Source organism: Methylobacterium mesophilicum (assembly GCF_022179445.1).
GTDB lineage: Bacteria > Pseudomonadota > Alphaproteobacteria > Rhizobiales > Beijerinckiaceae > Methylobacterium > Methylobacterium mesophilicum.
Map to the genome: position 1 here is coordinate 319539 of NZ_BPQU01000001.1, position 17016 is coordinate 336554.

At 70.6% G+C, this 17016-nt stretch carries 18 protein-coding genes; 12 read left to right on the forward strand and 6 right to left on the reverse strand.

Going from position 1 to position 17016, the window contains the following annotated elements; all coding sequences use genetic code 11:
- Nucleotides 1-229: 229 nt before the first annotated feature.
- The 4 genes from MFF40_RS01630 to MFF40_RS01645 are packed head-to-tail and all read left to right on the forward strand — an operon-like array spanning nt 230 to nt 3526.
- Nucleotides 230-1408, forward strand: a complete 1179-nt coding sequence (locus MFF40_RS01630; protein WP_147896415.1) for an acetyl-CoA C-acyltransferase family protein — start codon at nt 230-232, stop codon at nt 1406-1408.
- A gap of 1 nt (nt 1409) precedes the next feature.
- Nucleotides 1410-2177, forward strand: a complete 768-nt coding sequence (locus MFF40_RS01635; RefSeq protein ID WP_147896414.1) for an SDR family NAD(P)-dependent oxidoreductase — start codon at nt 1410-1412, stop codon at nt 2175-2177.
- 3 nt (nt 2178-2180) lie between these two features.
- Nucleotides 2181-3191, forward strand: a complete 1011-nt coding sequence (locus MFF40_RS01640; protein ID WP_147896413.1) for a phosphotransferase family protein — start codon at nt 2181-2183, stop codon at nt 3189-3191.
- Nucleotides 3192-3193: 2 nt separating this feature from the next.
- On the forward strand, nt 3194-3526 hold the full coding sequence (locus MFF40_RS01645) for a DUF6285 domain-containing protein (protein WP_147855703.1): 333 nt from the start codon (nt 3194-3196) through the stop codon (nt 3524-3526).
- 476 nt (nt 3527-4002) lie between these two features.
- On the opposite strand, the gene MFF40_RS01650 is transcribed toward MFF40_RS01645, so the two are convergent.
- Complete coding sequence (locus tag MFF40_RS01650) at nt 4003-5667, reverse strand: AMP-binding protein (protein ID WP_147896412.1); 1665 nt, start codon at nt 5665-5667, stop codon at nt 4003-4005.
- Between the two features lie 264 nt (nt 5668-5931).
- On the opposite strand from MFF40_RS01650, the gene MFF40_RS01655 reads away from it, so the two are divergent.
- The 4 genes from MFF40_RS01655 to MFF40_RS01670 all read left to right on the forward strand — a co-directional run bounded on the left by MFF40_RS01655 (nt 5932) and on the right by MFF40_RS01670 (nt 8686).
- The gene (locus MFF40_RS01655) at nt 5932-6474 is read left to right on the forward strand and encodes a phasin family protein (RefSeq protein ID WP_147855701.1); all 543 of its coding nucleotides are present in this window, start codon (nt 5932-5934) and stop codon (nt 6472-6474) included.
- Nucleotides 6471-7415: an alpha/beta fold hydrolase gene (locus tag MFF40_RS01660; protein ID WP_238259487.1), complete on the forward strand. Its 945-nt coding sequence runs from the start codon at nt 6471-6473 to the stop codon at nt 7413-7415. Before MFF40_RS01655 ends, MFF40_RS01660 begins: the two co-directional genes overlap by 4 nt.
- Before the next feature lie 385 nt (nt 7416-7800).
- A complete protein-coding gene (locus MFF40_RS01665; RefSeq protein WP_147855700.1) occupies nt 7801-8253 on the forward strand; it encodes a helix-turn-helix domain-containing protein in 453 nt (150 codons plus the stop codon).
- Between the two features lie 79 nt (nt 8254-8332).
- Nucleotides 8333-8686 carry a cupin domain-containing protein gene (locus MFF40_RS01670; RefSeq protein WP_147855699.1) on the forward strand — a complete coding sequence of 118 codons (354 nt, stop codon included), beginning with the start codon at nt 8333-8335 and terminating at the stop codon, nt 8684-8686.
- 7 nt (nt 8687-8693) lie between these two features.
- On the opposite strand, the gene rsmD is transcribed toward MFF40_RS01670, so the two are convergent.
- From rsmD to MFF40_RS01690, 4 genes are all read right to left on the reverse strand, one after another.
- Entirely contained in the window at nt 8694-9251 is a 558-nt protein-coding gene (gene rsmD / locus MFF40_RS01675; protein WP_147855698.1) for a 16S rRNA (guanine(966)-N(2))-methyltransferase RsmD, read from the reverse strand.
- Entirely contained in the window at nt 9248-11146 is a 1899-nt protein-coding gene (locus MFF40_RS01680; protein WP_238259488.1) for a pseudouridine synthase, read from the reverse strand. The genes rsmD and MFF40_RS01680 overlap by 4 nt, the downstream gene beginning before the upstream one ends.
- 143 nt (nt 11147-11289) lie before the next feature.
- Nucleotides 11290-11466, reverse strand: coding sequence for a DUF1328 domain-containing protein (locus MFF40_RS01685; protein WP_082643075.1), 177 nt, complete (start codon nt 11464-11466; stop codon nt 11290-11292).
- Nucleotides 11467-11543: 77 nt separating this feature from the next.
- Entirely contained in the window at nt 11544-11735 is a 192-nt protein-coding gene (locus MFF40_RS01690; RefSeq protein WP_147857530.1) for a CsbD family protein, read from the reverse strand.
- Nucleotides 11736-11884: 149 nt separating this feature from the next.
- Here MFF40_RS01690 and MFF40_RS01695 point away from each other — a divergent pair, with 149 nt between their 5' ends.
- On the forward strand, nt 11885-12373 hold the full coding sequence (locus tag MFF40_RS01695) for a nucleoside deaminase (protein WP_238259490.1): 489 nt from the start codon (nt 11885-11887) through the stop codon (nt 12371-12373).
- Between the two features lie 74 nt (nt 12374-12447).
- Nucleotides 12448-13152 (forward strand): SDR family NAD(P)-dependent oxidoreductase, encoded by a 705-nt coding sequence (locus MFF40_RS01700; RefSeq protein WP_147856392.1) that lies wholly within the window; start codon nt 12448-12450, stop codon nt 13150-13152.
- A gap of 7 nt (nt 13153-13159) precedes the next feature.
- Here MFF40_RS01700 and MFF40_RS01705 read toward each other — a convergent pair whose 3' ends face one another.
- Nucleotides 13160-14932 (reverse strand): outer membrane beta-barrel protein, encoded by a 1773-nt coding sequence (locus MFF40_RS01705; protein ID WP_238259493.1) that lies wholly within the window; start codon nt 14930-14932, stop codon nt 13160-13162.
- A 332-nt stretch (nt 14933-15264) separates the two neighbouring features.
- Between MFF40_RS01705 and MFF40_RS01710 the strand changes: the two genes are divergently transcribed.
- The gene (locus MFF40_RS01710; RefSeq protein ID WP_238259494.1) at nt 15265-15768 is read left to right on the forward strand and encodes a Ros/MucR family transcriptional regulator; all 504 of its coding nucleotides are present in this window, start codon (nt 15265-15267) and stop codon (nt 15766-15768) included.
- Between the two features lie 112 nt (nt 15769-15880).
- Nucleotides 15881-16879, forward strand: coding sequence for a LacI family DNA-binding transcriptional regulator (locus MFF40_RS01715; RefSeq protein WP_147896404.1), 999 nt, complete (start codon nt 15881-15883; stop codon nt 16877-16879).
- The last annotated feature ends 137 nt before the right edge of the window (nt 16880-17016 follow it).

Genomic DNA, 17016 nt, shown 5'->3' on the forward strand with positions numbered 1-17016 from the left:
CCAATCCACCGTCCTCATTCTGAGGTGCGGCCAAGCCGCCTCGAAGGAGGCCTCCAGGGATCGCGCGACGGACTGGAGGGCGCCTTCGAGGCCCGCTGATGCGGGCACCTGAGGATGACGGCGCGGTTGCGATGACCGTTTGTCCGCTCATTCGCCAGCAAAGAACAAAAACCGGCACCGGGAGCGCCCGGATCGGCGCTCAGCCGACGAGAGGAAAGGTCCGAGAGACATGACGGATGTCGTGATCACCGGCGCGGTGCGCACCGCGATCGGCACCTTCGGGGGCTCGCTCGCGGCGATCCCGCCGGCCGAGCTGGCGGCGCAATGCGTCGCGGAAGCGCTGAAGCGGTCAGGGACCGCGCCGGAGGCGGTGGGCCACGTGGTGATCGGCAACGTCATCCCGACCGAGCCGCGCGATGCCTACATCGCCCGGGTCGCCGCCATGGAGGGCGGGATCCCCCAGGCCGTGCCGGCGCTCACGGTCAACCGCCTGTGCGGCAGCGGCCTGCAGGCGATTGTCTCGGCCGCGCAGGCGATCATGCTGGGCGATGCCGAGGTGGCGGTCGCCGGGGGCGCCGAGAGCATGAGCCGGTCGCCGCATCTCCTGGAGACCGGGCGGTTCGGCCAGCGCATGGGCGACGCGACCCTGATCGACTACATGGTCGGCGTTTTGAACGACCCGTTCGGCAACGGCCATATGGGCGTCACCGCCGAGAACGTGGCCGAGCGCTACGGCATCTCCCGGGCCATGCAAGACGCGTTCGCGGCCGAGAGCCAGGCCCGGGCCGCCCATGCGATCCGCGAGGGCCGGTTCCGCGAGCAGATCCTGGCCGTCGCGGTCCAGCGCAAGCGCGAGACCGTGGGATTCGACACCGACGAGCACCCGAAGGCCACCAGCGCCGAGGACCTCGCTAAGCTCCGCCCGGCCTTCTCCAAGACCGGCAGCGTCACCGCCGGCAACGCCTCCGGCCTCAATGACGGCGCGGCGATCGTCGTGCTGGCGAGCGCGGCGGCGGCCGAGCGTGACGGGTCCAGGCCACTCGCCCGGATCGTCGGCTACGCCCATGCCGGAGTCGATCCCTCCGAGATGGGCATGGGTCCGGTGCCGGCCGTGGAGCGCCTGCTGGCGCGCACGGGATTGCGCGCCGCCGACTTCGACGTGATCGAATCGAACGAGGCCTTCGCGGCCCAGGCCTGCGCGGTCTCCCGCGCCCTGGATCTCGACCCCGCCAAGGTCAACGCGAACGGCGGCGCCATCGCGCTTGGCCACCCGCTCGGCGCTACGGGGGCGATCGTCACCGTCAAGGCGCTCTACGAACTCGCCCGGGTCAATGGCCGCTACGGGCTCGTCACCATGTGCATCGGCGGCGGACAGGGCATCGCCATGGCGATCGAGCGGTTGCACTGAGATGGCCGGCTTGTTCGATCTCACCGGCCGGCACGTGCTTGTCACCGGCGCCTCCAGCGGCCTCGGCCGCCACTTCGCCGGCACGCTGGCTAAAGCCGGCGCCCGCCTGTCGCTCTGCGCCCGGCGGGCCGACGCGCTGGCCGAGACCGTCGCCCGGGTCGAAGGGGAAGGCGGCGAGGCGCAGGCGATCGTCATGGACGTCACCGACGCCGCGAGCGTCGAGCGGGCGCTCGATGCCGCCGAGGCGCGGTTCGGGCCCGTGGCGGTGCTCGTCAACAATGCCGGCGTCACCGCAACGAAGCCGGCCCTCGAGCTGGACGAGGCCGATTGGGACTCCGTCCTCGACACCAATTTGAAGGGCGTCTGGCTCGTCGCGCAGGCGACCGGGCGGCGCATGGTCCGGCATGGTTCCGGCGGCAGCATCGTCAACATCGCGTCGATCCTCGGCCTGCGGGTCGCCGGTGGGCTGGCGCCCTACGCCGCCTCCAAGGCCGGGGTGGTCCAGCTCACCAAGAGCCTCGCCCTGGAATGGGCCCGCCACGGGATCCGGGTGAACGCCCTCGCGCCCGGCTACATCGCCACCGAGCTGAACGACGCGTTCTTCGAATCCGAACCCGGCAAGGCGCTGATCAAGCGCGTGCCGCAGCGTCGGCTGGGCGAGGCGTCGGAACTCGATGGGCCGCTGCTGTTGCTCGCCTCCGCGGCGGGCTCGTACATGACCGGCAGCGTCGTCGCGGTCGATGGCGGCCACCTCGTGTCGGGGCTTTAGCGGATGGAACAGGCGCAGCTGCGCGACTGGATCGCCTCGCATCTCGGCTGTCCGGATCTCGCCATCGAGGCGGTCCAGCCCCTCGGCGGCGGCTCGATCCAGGAGAACCGACTGGTCCGCTGCCGGATCGGCGACACCGTCCGGGGCTTCGTGCTGCGCATGGACGCCGCCGCGACCATCGCGTCGAGTCGGTCCCGGGCGGAGGAATTCCGGATCCTGGAGGCGGTCTGGAAGGCCGGCGTGCGGGTGCCGGAACCGGTCGGCTTCTGCGCCGATCCCGCCGTGGTGGGCGCGCCATTCGCGCTGATGGGCTTGGTCGAGGGTGTCGGCCTCGGGCCGCGCATCGCCAAGGACCTGAGCCTCGGCGGCGACCGGGAGCTTCTGGCCGAGACGCTCGGCCGCGAACTCGCCCGGATCCACGCCGCGCTCGACCCGCGCGAGGTGCCGGCCGCGCTCGCCTTCCTCGGAGAGCCCGAGAAGCAGCCGGCGCTGGCCGAAATCGCCCGCCTGCGCGCCAGCCTCGACGGGATCGGCGCCAAGCGTCCGGCGATCGAGTGGGGGCTGCGCTGGGGCGAGGTTCGCGCGCCGGATTGTCCGGCGCCGTCCCTGGTGCATCGCGATTTCCGCACCGGAAATTACATGGTGGATGCATCGGGCCTGACCGCGATCCTCGATTGGGAATTCGCCGGCTGGGGCGATCCCGCACAGGATCTCGGCTGGTTCTGCGCCGCCTGCTGGCGCTTCGGCCGAACGGATCTGGAGGCCGGCGGCATCGGCTCCCGGGCGTCGTTCTACCGGGGGTACACGCAGGAGAGCGGCCGGACCATCGATCAGGCGAGCGTCGCCTATTGGGAGGTGATGGCGCATCTGCGCTGGGCGGTGATCGCCCTCGAACAGGGCGCCCGCCACGTCTCGGGCCGGGAATTCTCGTTGGAACTGGCGCTCACCGGCCGAATGGTACCCGAGCTGGAGCGGACGATCCTGCGGGCGACCGCCCCGGAGACTTGGAGCTGACAATGCAGGACGTACCCTCCGGCGCCGCGCTCCTCGATGCCGCCCGCCGGGCGCTGACGGAAGAGGTCGTCCCCGGCCTCACCGGCCGCCCGCGCTACGTCGCCCTGATGGTCGCCAACGCGATCGGCATCGCCGCCCGGGAGATCGCACAGGCGGACCGGCTCGGGGAGGCCAGCGCGCGGCTGTTGGGCGGCGCGGACCATGACGCCCTGGACGACTTGGTCGACTTGATTCGATCCGGCGCACGCGATGCCGATCCGGAATTGCACACCCGCCTCAGCACCGCGACCGAGGCCGCCGCCGACATCTGGAAGCCGTCGAAGCCCGCAGCCTGACGCTCGAACCCGGGGATATCCAACCCACCCCCTCATCCTGAGAGGCTGTGAGTTTTTCGATCGATCATCCTTCGATTTCCATGCACCCGACGCCTTAGCGGCGCCGGACGGGCCTATGCCGCCGGCATGAGCCGCGGGTCCCCTCTCCCGTGCGGGAGAGGGGCAGGGTGAGGGATGCGCGTTTTCCGGAAAGACCTGATCCCTCACCCCAGCCCTCTCCCGCACGGGAGAGGGGGCGCGTCGCGCTCCGTCATCGACCTCGGGTGCAAACCTTCGGGGGGACGTCCCACCTGGGATCGCGAGCCTGGATGAACCTTCAAAGGAATGCTGCAGCGTCATCGTCTGTCGCGAGCGATGAATCGAGAGACCCACGGCCTCTGAGGCGGCGCCTCGGAGCGGAGCCCTCGACGGAGGGCTCCTTCGAGTCCCGCTGAGGCGGGCTCCTCACGATGAGGGGGCAGGTGGGATACCCGCCGTCAGACAGGATCCGACAGCCCCCGGGCCTGCTCGCGCAGGACGAACTTCTGGATCTTGCCGGTCGAGGTCTTCGGCAGGGGGCCGAAAACCACCGTCTTGGGCACCTTGAACCGGGCCATCCGCTCCCGGCAGAAATCGATCAGCTCGCGGTCGGTGGGAGCGGCCGCACCCGGCTTCATCTCCAAAAAGGCGCAGGGGCTCTCGCCCCAGGTTTCGTCCGGGCGCGCCACCACGGCCGCCAGCATCACGGCGGGATGGCGCATCAGCACCTCCTCGACCTCCAGACTGGAGATGTTCTCGCCGCCCGAAATGATGATGTCCTTGGCCCGGTCCTTGATCTCCACGGAGCCGTCGGGGTGCCAGACCGCGAGGTCGCCGGTGCGGTACCAGCCGCCGGCCAACGCCCGCGCGGTGGCCTCGGGGTTGCCGAGATAGCCCTTCATCACCGTGTTGCCGCGTAGACAGATCTCGCCGACCGTGGTGCCGTCCTGCGGCACCGGCCGGTCGGTGGCGGCATCGAACACGACGACACCCTCCAGGGTCGCCAGCGCGACGCCCTGGCGCGCCATCCGGGCGTAGCGGTCCTGGTCCGGGAGGTCTGCCCAGTCGGGCTGTTCCAGGCAGACGGTGGCCGGCCCGTAGCTCTCGGTGGCGCCGTAGAGGTGCGTCACCTCGAAGCCGAGTTCCTCCATGGTGCGGATGATCGTCGAGGACGGCGCAGCCCCGCCCACCGCGCAGCGCACCCGATGCCGGAAGGGCACGCGGTCCGAGGCCGGCGCGTGGGCGATCATCGAGAGCACGATCGGCGCGCCGCACAGGTGCGTCACGCGGTGCCGGGCGATCAGCGAGAAAATCGCCGCCGGCTCAACCTTGCGCAGGCAGATCTGCGTCGCGCAGGCCGCCACGCTCGCCCAGGGGTACGACCAGCCGCTGCAATGGAACATCGGCAGGGTCCAGAGATAGGCGCTCTCCGCGGTGAGGCCGAAGGTGACCGCGTTGCCGAGCGCCTGAAGGTAGGCGCCGCGATGGCTGTAGACCGCGCCCTTCGGGTCGCCGGTGGTGCCCGAGGTGTAGAGCAGGCAGAGCGATTGCCACTCGTCGGCCGGCCCGGGCCAGGCATAGTCCGGGTCGCCCCCGGCGAGCAGGGTCTCGTACGGGACCGCGCCGGCGATGCCGGTGGCGCCAATCTCCACGATCAGGATAGGCTCGGCGCGATCGGTGAGCGCCCGGGCGGCCAGCGCACCGTACTCGGCCTCGACGATCAGCACCCGGGCACCGCCATGGTCGAGGGAGAACGCGATGGTCGCCGGATCCAGGCGGGTATTGAGCGGGTTCAGCACCGCGCCCAGCATCGGCACGGCGAAATGCGCCTCGATCATCTCGGGCACGTTGGGCGCCAGGATCGCCACCGTGTCGAGGTGCCCGATCCCGCGCCCGGCCAGGCCGGAGGCGAGGCGGCGGCACCGCGCGTACAGCTCGCCGTAGGTCAGACGGCGATCCCCATCGATCACCGCGACCCGCGCCCCGACGGAGGCGGCGGCCCGGGCCAGCAGGCTGGCCGGCGTGAGCGGGACGTAGTTCGCCCGGTTCCGGTCTAGCCCGGTCTCGAACGGATGAGAATCGGAGTCCCGGGCGGCCGCGCGGGGCGGAACTGTCTCCGTCATCGGTGGGCCTTCTGATCGGGCGGCTGGCGTGGCGTGCGCAGGCAGAGAGATGACGTCGCGTCCCTCCGGACTGTCAATCGGGGTGCTGGTTACAGCCAGTGTCGGTCATCATCGGCCGCGCCGGCGCGGAGGACCCGGCGCGGAGGACCCGGCGGGGTGGCCCGAGGTCTGTCACGCTGCAGCGGTTGACGGCGGCCCCGCCCTGACGGATGCCGGATCCGGTGCCTGACCGGGCGGTCATGGCAGTCGGCGGGGGAGGGGCTCGTGAAGGACGACAATCTACCGATGGTTCGGCCGCCACAGGCCGGGCGCGAGATGGCCGAGGGCAGTGTTGCCCGGGTCCGCGAGGCCTACGAACACTTCGCCGAAGCCGGCGAGATGGCGCTGAACGCCTTCGAAACCTCGATGGCTCAGACGTTCGAGGGCTGGCGCTCGGTGATGGGCTCGAGCCGGGAGACCGCGCACCAGCTTTCCGACAGCAACGTCGCGGGCACCCGCAGGATGCGCGAGCAATGGGAGGCCGCCGGGGCGCGCCTCTACAACGCGTTCGAGGACAATGCCGGCCACTCGATGGCGGCGATGCGGGAGATCGGGCATCGCATGCTGGTCGCCTCGGACACCAACGTCCGGGCCTCACTGGATTTCGCCGAACGCCTCGCGAAAGCGGCCGACGCCCGCGAGGTGGCGGCTTTGCACGTGACGTTCATGCAAGAGCAGTCGCGCCGCCTCACCGACCAGATGGTCGACCTGCACCAGACCACGACCCGCCTGGCGCGTGAGGCCGCATCGCGCACGGATACCCCGTGACCTCCGCCGCCGCCGAGAGGCCTGAGGCGGCCGCCCCCGAGCCGATGCCGCGCCTGGACGATCTCAGCCGTGCCGACGTGCCGTTCCGGGCCGGTCATTTCGCGGCCTACGCGCCGCACGACTTCCATCGGATCGCGTATGTCGAATGGGGCGACCCGGACAGCCCGCACGTGGTCGTGTGCGTCCACGGCCTGAGCCGGCAGGGCCGGGACTTCGATCCCCTCGGCTACAAGCTGGCGAAGATGGGTTACCGGGTGGTGTGCCCCGATCTGCCCGGGCGCGGGCTGAGCGGCTGGCTGAAGGATCCGGAACTCTACGGCCTGCCCCAATACGCCGCCGACATGGCGGCGCTGATCGGTCACCTGCGGATCACGGGCAAGATCGACTGGGTCGGCACGTCGCTCGGCGGCCTCACCGGGATGGTGCTGGCGGCCTCCGCCAACACCCCGATACGCCGGATGGTGATCAACGATATCGGGCCGTTCCTGCCCTGGGCGCCGATCCGCCATATCGGCTCACGACTGCGCGATGCTCCGCGGCTTCACCACAACCTGGCCTCGGGCGAGTCGCGCCTTCGGACCGTCCTGGCGGCCTTCGGCCCGCTGACGGACGAGCAGTGGCGCCACATCGCCAAGCACAGCTTCTTCCCCGAGCCCCACGGCGGCTGGCGCCCCCACCACGACCCGGCCATCGGCGACGCCTTCCGGCCCGGCCGGGTCTACAGCGTCAGCATGTGGCGCGAATGGGACGCGATCACCTGCCCGGTGCTGCTGCTGCGCGGCGAGCGCTCGGAGCTGCTCCTCGCCTCGACCGCGGACGAGATGACCCGCCGCGGACCGCCCACCGAGCGCATCGAGATCCCGGATTGCGGCCACGCCCCGGCCTTGCTCGACGCGGAACAACTTCGCATCGTCACCGACTGGCTCGGCCCCGCCGCGTGATCGACAAGGATCCGCGGCGACCGAATCGGCGCCGATCCGCATCCCGCCAGTTTAGACAAAACCGAATCACTTGCGCCGTAGGCAATCGTGCAAGGGCGACCGGTTGCCGGAAGTCCCCGTCTGCGTAGTCGGTGATGCCAGAATTGATCGGCCGTTGCACTCTGTATCGATCGCCTTGAAGCCATTGAGAAACCAAGGTGGCTATGCTCGCCCTGCATGGTCGCGCAAGCGTGACCATTCATTGCACACTCAGCTGCACTGTGGCATCAACATGCGACCCGGCTGGACCTTGGCCGCTCAATGTTGCACCTGTGGGTTGTGAGCTGCGGCTTAAGATCCGCACGACCACGCCCGCCGCAACCTGAAGAAGTTCGGACTCTCCACCATGTCCAACCCAACCCCCAAGCCGAAACAGACCACGGCCATCGATCACGGGGTCGGCAGCCGCATCGCGTTCCTGCGCGCGGCCAACGGGCTGAGCCAATCCGCGCTGGCGAGCGCGCTGGGCGTCAGCTTCCAGCAGGTCCAGAAGTACGAGACCGGCAAGAACCGGGTCGGCGCGGGTCGCCTCCAGGCGATCGCCGAGCGCCTCGGCGTCCCGGTCTCGAGCTTCTTCGAGCCCGAGCCGGAGGCCGCCTCCGAGAACGGCCCCGCGCTGCTCCGGATCGCCGGTGCCGTGGAACTGCTCCGCGCCTACAATCAGATCGGCGACGATCAGATGCGCCGGGACGTCATCGCGCTCGTGAAGTCCGCGGCCCGGATCGGACATGGTCCCACAGCGGCGGACGGCGCCCCGCACCGAGCCACAACCAACGGCGTGGCCGCACCGTCGGCCTGACGCCCCGGTCGGCATCGGTTGACCGGCCCCGTCCGCTGACACACGTCGTCTCGCGAAGTCATTTCGGGAGGCGCGGGCGATGTCCGCTTTAGACCTGACGAACCTCTACACCGATCTCGACCTTGCAGCCGCCGAGGAGGTTGTCACCGTCTTGCACACGGCGCCGGGCCTGCGGGTGGAGCGCATCGTCTCGACCGGACAGGCCAGCCCGCCGGGATTCCACTACGATCAGCCCCATGCCGAATGGGTGGCGGTGCTTGTGGGATCCGCCGACTTACGCTTCGCCGACGAGCACGCGCCGCGCACCGTGTCGGCCGGCGATACCGTCCTGATCGAGCCCCGTCGTCGGCACCGCGTCGAGCGTACCGATTCGCCGACGATCTGGCTGGCGATCCATTTCGGGCCCGAGATCGCAGCGGACGTTCGCGACTGAGGCGCCCTCAGGCGGCGAACCGCGCCACGGACACCGCTGTGTCGCCGTAGACCCTTCGCTCCAGCGCGGTGAAGCCCGCGGGCCAGTCCAACTGGACGCCCTCGGCTTCCTCCACCACGGCCAGGGCGCCCGGCGACAGCCAGGAGCCGTTGGCGGCGCTTGCCAGCGCCTGCGGCGCAAGCCCACGATTGTAGGGCGGATCACAGAAGACGAGCGAGAACGGAGCCGTGGCCCCGGCCGGACCGAGGCGCGTCGCGTCGCGCCGAAACAGCCGGGTCACCCCCTCGGCGCCGAACGCCTCGATGTTCGACCGGATCACCGCACGGGCCTCGGCGCCTTCGTCGACCAGCAGCGCGTAGGCCGCGCCGCGCGACAGCGCCTCGAAGCCCAGCGCGCCCGTGCCGGCGAACAGGTCGAGCACCCGTGCCCCGGCGACGACCTCGTCGTAGGCGTGGGTCAGCACGTTGAACAGCGATTCCCGGAGCCGGTCGGAAGTCGGCCGGATCGCGTCGGTGCGCGGGGTCGCGAGCCTACGGCCGCGCCACGCGCCGCCAACGATCCTCATCGGCCTCCGCGCGGCGGACGACCGCCACCGCCGCCACCGCCGCCGGGCTTGCCGCCGCCCTTGAAGCCACCGGGACGCCCGCCCGGCTTGCCGCCCGGGCCCTTGCCGGCAAAGCCGCCAGCACTCTTGCCTCCGAAACCGCCCGAGCTTTTCCCGGCAAATCCGCCGCCGCCCTTGCCCGCGAAACCGCCGGGCTTCCCGCCGAAACCGCCTGGCTTGCCGCCGGGGCGCGCACCCGCCGGCTTCGGTCCGCCGAAGGCCGGCTTGCCCCCGGGTCCGGAGCGCTCGCTCCGGAAGCCGCCATTGCCGCGGGGCGGGCCGTCGGCGGATGAACCTCCGAACGGCCGGTCCCGGCGTTCGGGCGGCCTGCCGTCGCGGCGATCGTCCCGCCGTGCGTCGTCCCGCCGGCCGGGTGCGCCCCGGGGCGCATCGCGCGGCCCGGACCGGTCACCGAAGCCCGGCCGGTCGCCCGGACTTCTGTCGTTCCGCGGAGCCGGTCCGCGATTGCCCCAGCTCTCGCGATCCGAGCGGCCGGGGGCGCCCCGCTGCGCGCCATCGGAGGCGCCGCGATCGGCGTAACGACGCCGGGGCTGCTCCTCCGGTGCCGGCGCGACCGGGCTCGCCGACAGGCGCTCGACCACGACTCGGCGATCACCGGTGCGGATCGAGCCGACCCGCTCGTGGCCCCGCTCGGCCGCGGCAGCCTGGGACGCGCGGGGATCCTCGCCCCGGCGCGGCACGCGAGCCGCCCGCGGCTTGCCGGATTCCTGATCCGACCGCCACGCGGAGCGGCGCGGACCGGATCCCGCCCCGCCGGTCGAGACTCGGGGTGCCGGCGCGGGCCGCGCGGCATTGCGGGTGTTGGCGGGCGCCGGGGCACGCTCGGCCTTCTTGGGGCTGCCGAAGGCGCCGATCGGCTCGCGCACCGGGCTCTCGAAATCGACTCCAGCCTGTTCGGCCAGCGCCTTGCCGAGCTGGTCCTTCAGCACGCGCATGCGCACCTCCTCGACCAGGCCGACTTCGATGTCGCCGAGCTGGAAGGGCCCGAAGGACAGGCGAATCAGCCGATTCACCGACAGGCCGAGATGCTCGAGGATGCGCTTGACCTCGCGGTTCTTCCCCTCGCGCAGGCCCAGCGTGAGCCAAAGGTTGTCGCCCTGCACGCGGTCCAGGGTCGCCTCGATCGGGCCGTACTCCATCCCGTCGATGGTGACGCCCTTGGCGAGCTTGTCGAGCTGGGCCTGGTCGGTGTCGCCGTGGGCACGGACGCGGTAGCGGCGCAGCCAGCCGGTATCGGGATGGGCGATCACCTTCGCGAGACCGCCGTCGTTGGTGAGAAGCAGCAGGCCTTCGGTGTTGATGTCGAGCCGGCCGACTGCGACCACCCGTGGCAGATCCTCGGGCAGGACCTCGAACACCGTCTGGCGGCCTTCCGGGTCGCGAGCAGTGGTCACCAGGCCGCGCGGCTTGTGGAAGATCCACAGGCGGCTACGCTCGCGCGCCGGCATGCGCTCGCCGTCGATCAGGATCGCGTCGTCGTCGGTGACGTTCCGTGCCGGGGAGGTCAGGGTCTCGCCGTTGACGCTCACGCGACCGGCCAGGATCATTGCCTCCGCGTCGCGGCGGGAGGCGATGCCCGCCCGCGCCATCGCCTTGGCGATGCGTTCGCCCGGCGGGGTCGGCGCCTCGGCCTCCGGTTCCGTGGCCTCGGCAACGGGCTCGGCGGCGACCGCCTGCTGAGGCGGGCTCGGGTCGCTCGGCGAAGGCTTGCCCTTGGGCTTCGTCTCGGTTTCGCTGCCCGCGTCGGTGGCGGGCTTCCAGCGCTCGGTCCGCGTGGTGTCGGTGTCCGGCTGGGCAGAAGCCCCCGGACCGTCGTCTTTCGGCAAGTCACTCATGAGCCGGCCATACCAGAGCCGGCCCGGACAGGCGAGACGGGTTGAGCATCCGCGGATGCACAACCTGACGACGCGCAACCCGCGAACGCAAAAGGGGCGGCCCAGCCGGACCGCCCCGAAAGATCCGCGCGCCAGTCCGCCGTTCAAAGCCTCGGGGAACGTCCCCGCATCACGCCGAACACGGCGGAGATCAGGAACAGGGCGATCGCGACGAAGAAGATGATCTTGGCCGCCTCGACGGCCGTGCCGGCGATGCCGCCGAAACCCAGGAGCGCCGCCACGAGGGCGACGACGAGAAACGTGATAGCCCAACCGATCATGGCATCCTCACGAAATTCAGCCGGTTCAGGATCGGAACCCGCGAGGGGCGGATTCCGATCCCGTCATTCATGAAGGTTCAGATCTTGTCGGTCGCCGACTTCACGGCGCCCTTGGCATCGCCCACGGTGCTCTGGGCCTTGCCCTTGAGCTCCTGCGCCGCGCCGTCGGCCTTCATCTTGTCGTTGTTGGTCACGTCGCCGAGGCCCTGCTTGGCCTTGCCCAGGGCCTCGTTGGCGGCGCCCTTGATCTTGTCCGTGGTGCTGCTCATGGCGTTTCCTTCCGTCCAATCTCTCGCGGCGGCGCCGCAATCGTAAAGGCAACGGTGACGATGAGAGGAATGTTCCAGGCATTAACATTGACCTGGATCGGCTTCCGGCGCCGGTCGGTGCCTGTCCCGGCGATGGGGTGATAAACACCGTGACGGCCAATCCGATCCAGGACGCTGAGCACGAAACCGCGAACGCCGCGGGGGCGTTCGACCGCGCCTTCGCGGCGGCGCGCGCGGCCGCGGAGGCCGGGGAGGTGCCGGTCGGGGCGGTGGTCGTGCGCGACGGCGTGGTGCTGGCCGTCGCCCACAATCGGCCGCGGGCACTGCACGATCCGACAGCCCATGCCGAGATCCTGGCGATCCGCGCAGCCTGCGCTTCCATCGGCGACGAGCGGCTGTCCGGCTGCGATCTCTACGTCACCCTCGAACCCTGTCCGATGTGCGCCGGCGCGATCTCGTTCGCCCGGATCCGGCGGCTCTATTACGGCGCCCCCGACCCCAAGGGCGGCGGCGTCGAGCACGGACCGCGGGTGTTCAACCAGCCGACCTGCCACCATGCCCCGGAGGTCTATGGCGGGTTCCGCGAAACCGAAGCGGCCGCGCTGCTGCGGACATTCTTCGCCGGGCGGCGCGCGTGAGGGCTGAAACGAGCGGGGGCTTGAACAAGCGTCGCCGCGCGGCATCCTGACGGGATCGAACGGAGCGTTGGCCCATGACCCCGCATTATTCCCGCGCGCTGATCGTCGGAGCCGGCTCCGGCCTCAGCGCGTCGCTCGCCCGGCTGCTGGCGGCGGACGGGCTGAAGGTCGGCCTCGCCGCCCGCGACGTCGACAAGCTGGCTTCCCTGGCGGCCGAGACCCGCGCCGCAATCCACGCCTGCGATGCGAGCGATCCCGGCCAGGTCGAAGCCCTGTTCGCCCGGATGGAGCCGGCGCTGGGCGGTCCGCCCGACGTGGTGGTCTACAATGCAAGCGGGCGGCTGCGCGGGCCCGTGGTCGACCTCGATCCCGCAGCGGTGGCGCAGTCGCTGATGGTGTCCGCGTATGGCGGCTTCCTGGTGGCGCAGGCGGCCGCCCGGCGGATGCTGCCGCACCGGCACGGGGCGATCCTGCTCACAGGCGCGTCGGCCAGCGTGAAGGGTTTTGCCGGCTCGGCCCCCTTCGCGATGGGCAAGTTCGCCCTGCGGGGCCTCGGACAGAGCCTCGCCCGCGAACTGCAGCCGCAGGGCATCCACGTCGCCCACGTGGTGATCGACGGCGCCATCCGGAACCCGGCGCGCGGCGGTGAGCCAGCGGACGCGCCCGACAGCCACCTCGATCCGGATGCCATCGCCCGCGCCTACCGCGACCTGCTGCGCCAGGATCGCAGCGCCTGGACCACGGAGCTCGAGCTGCGCCCCTGGGTCGAACGATTCTGAGAACGGTTCAGGGATTCACGCGCACGCCGAGCAGGAAGGTGTTGTCGCGGAAGCTCGATCCCGCCACCGTGCTGTCGATCTGCTGGTAGATGTACGTGCCACGCAAGGTCAGCCAGCGGGTGAACCGGTAATCGAGGCGCGCCGTGGCGGAGAAGCCGTTCTCGCGGATGGTGCTGCCCTGGTAGTCGTTCTTCAGGAACGAGCCGCCGAAGACGATCGACAGGTTGCGCAGCAGATCGTGCTGGACCTCCAGGGTCGCGACTTCGGTGAAGATGCCGCTGGAGCCGAGCACGGTGGTCTCGGTCACACCCGTGGCCGCGGTGAGCCGCACCGTGGTTAGCGGGCTCAGGGACCAGACCAAGGCGGCGTTGACCAGCGGCGCATCGATCGCCCGCAACGTCGGGTCGACGTAGGAACGGTGCTGGATGCCGGCGGAGATCTCGCCGGTGATCGAGCGGGCCAGCCCGAAGCTCGCCCCGACCATCAAGGCGATGCCATCCGAATCGCGCTGGATCCCGTTGGTGTCCCGGCGCAGATCGTAGACGCGCGTGTCGCCGAGCAGGTCTACGAACGGGCTTAGGTCCGGGCTGACCTCGTAGGCCGTGCGCAGCTGCAGGCTGTACTGGTTCAGGTTGCGGTCGGCCTGGTTGATGGTCACGCCGCCTGCGAGCTGAGCGTTGTCGAACTGGGAGCGATCGACCGAGCCGCGCAGGGTCACGGACAGCCGGTTGAACGTCTCCGTGGCACCCAGGGACGTGCCGTAGACCGCGAGCAGCGGCCGGCTGGTCGCAGCGGCCGCCTGCAGGTTCGGGCTCGACGTGCGCTGCGTGTCGACCAAGAAGCGGCCCTCGGCATCGACGTGCAGGTCGCGGTTGACGTCGATGCGCAGGCGCACCGTGCCGTCCGCGGCCGGCCGGCTGGCGGCCTCGTTCTGGGGCGTCTCCAGGTAGGATCCGCGCAGCGCCCCCTGGAACGAACTCGACGACCAGTCGCTGCGGAAGTCGACGGCTGCCTCGGTGCGCAGGGCAACCGATCCCTTGGCGAGCTGTCGGCTGGTCTGGTCCGGGTTCGAATCGTACCCGATGCTCTGCGTGAAGCTCGGCAGCACCGTGAAGGTCCCGATCCGATAGCCGATCGGCGCGTAGGCCGGGTCGGTCGGGATCGGCCGCGCCAGGTCCGTGCCGAGGATGAAGCCGGGCGTGAGCAGGCCCAGGGCCGGGGTGATCGCGAAGAGCGGAAGGACCGGTCGCGACGCCAGGACCTGCGAGACCGGCACGCCGACGACGGCCTGCTGGACCACCGGGGTCAAGCGCAGAGCCGGGGCCGGAACCTGTGTCACCTCCTGGGTGACCCGGCGGGTCGAGGAGCCGATGCGCCGGGGCGGCGCGGCGCGGGTGCGCAGCAGGCTCGACGGCGTGCGGTTGTTGGGGGCGGTGGTGGAACCGCCGGTGCGCTGGCCGCCGCCGGTGATGCGGGTCCCGAGCTGCGAGAGCCCCGACTGGGTCTGGGTCGGGATCGCCGGGGAGAGGGGGGAGCGCAGGCTGTCGCCGCCGGTCTGTTCGCCGCTGTTGGCGTCACCACCGGTGGATGCGCGCCCGTCGCCGCGGGACAGACCGTCCGGAACGCGCCGCCGCAGCGCGGGAAGGCCGTTCGGCGCCGTGTCCTGGCCGATCCCGGGATTGTCGGGCTGGCCGGTGACCGGGCTGATCGCGTCGAAGCGCTGGGCCGCGGACGGCGATGCGGCGAGCGCGAGCGTCAGCGCCGCGAAGGCGAGCCGCATCTCCTGCCGTCTCCGCCGATCAGCGCCCGCCATCCGCACCTGTTCTTGGCCTCCACCTATGCCCCGGGCGCCAAGAGCCGGGATCAACAGATCACGCCGCCGCCTGCGCGGTCGCCGATATGGTTAACGCAAGCTAGCGCCCGCATGGTTAATGCGCGGTCAACACCGAACCAGCGCGGCTGTTAAAGCCCCGGTGCAGTCACTCTTAAATTTCGATACTGCAGAAAAGTAGCGATTGAGCTTTTCTCGCGGATCCGTTAGCCTCTGTCAGAATTCGACACATTCCGTACGGGATACACCGCGCCGGATAGTTGCTACGACAGAGGTTCAACGTGAACGATAGCGCTGAAGCTGAGCAGGCCGAGCACATTGACCTGGCGGTCGATATCATCGCGGCCTATGTGTCCAACAATTCGGTGCCGCCCTCGGAGCTTCCTGGATTGATCGGCGGCATTCACGCGGCTCTGAACAATCTCGCGGCTTCGGGGGCATCGACGACGACCGTCGTGGAGAAGATGAGCCCGGCGCAAATCCGGAAATCCATCACGCACGACTACATCGTCAGTTTCGAAGACGGTAAGCCTTACAAGACGTTGCGCCGGCATCTGACCCTGCGCGGGCTCAGCCCGGAGGCCTATCGCGAGAAATGGGGCCTGCCGCGGGATTACCCGATGACGGCTGCGAGCTACTCGGCCCAGAGGTCCGAACTCGCCCGCGCCCTCGGCCTCGGCCAGCAGCGGCGCAAGTCCCGCGGGGCCGCGGCAGCACCCGCACCGGACGAGCCGGCTCCGGCCGCACCGAAGACCCGGGGACGCAAGAAGGTTCCGGCCGAGTAGGATCCGAGCCGGACGCCGTGGTTCCGTTTGACAGGGGACGATCCGGAGCGTGACACGCCGGACCGGGCGCGCAACCTAAGCGCGTCCTATCGCGAAGCAATGCACGCTGGTCATGGTCACGAAGCGCTACCCGACGTCGGTCGAGGTCGCCCGCCTCGCCGGGGTCTCGCAATCGGCGGTGTCCCGCACCTTTACGCCGGGTGCCAGCGTGTCGGCCCGGACCCGCGACAAGGTCCTGGCGGCGGCCGAGACCCTGGGCTTTCAGCCGAGCCTGATCCCCAGGATCATGCTGACCGATCGGTCGGGTCTCGTGGCCCTCGTGGTCGGGGGCCTGGAGAACGCGTTCTACGCGCGCGTCGTCCAGAGCTTTGCGGCGCGGCTCCGGGAAGCCGGCAACCAGATCGTGCTGGTCCCGGTCGACAGCGACTACACCCTCGACGCGGTGGCGGCGCGCCTGGCCCAGTACCGGGTCGACGCGATCGTCAGCGCCCTGGCGGTCCTGTCGCAGGACGCCGCCGAGACGCTCTCGGCCTCCCGGATCCCGGTCGTCTCGTTCAATACCCCGGTTACGGCTGCGCGGGTCGGCTCGGTCGGCTCGGACAACGCGCTGGGAGGTCGGCAGGCCGCCGCGCTCCTTCACGACCGGGGCGTGCGCCATCCGGCCTTCATCGCCGGTCCGGCGGACAGCCCGGCCAGCGCCGAGCGGCTCGCGGGCTTTCGCGACGGCCTGCGCGCGGCAGGACTGCCGGAGCCACGCGTCGCGGGATCCGCCTACACGTATGAGGGCGGCGCCGAGGCGGCGATGCGGATTCGCGCGGACGCCCCGGTCGACGGCGTCTTCTGCGCCAACGACCTCTGCGCATTGGGCGCGATCGACGCGCTGCGGCGCGTCGGCCGGCGCGTCCCCGACGAGGTCCGCGTGATCGGCTACGACGACATCCCGGCGGCGGGGTGGGGCGGCTACGATCTCACCAGCTTCGACCAGGACGTGCCGGCGCTGGTCGAGGCGGCGCTGGCCATGATCGCCCGGATGTCCGGACCCGAATCGGCCCTCGGCGAGCGCGTGCTGATCCCGCCGCGGCTGATCGAGCGCGGCAGCACCCGGGCCTGATCGTCCGGGATCGTCGATGTCGAGACCTTGCACGCGGCGCAACCGTGCGTCGCGTGTGCATCGCTATGCAAAAATTCGTGCTGCTCCAACCTTCGTCATGCTGCGTTGCACAAAGCGACGCCCGCCGTCCGAACGAA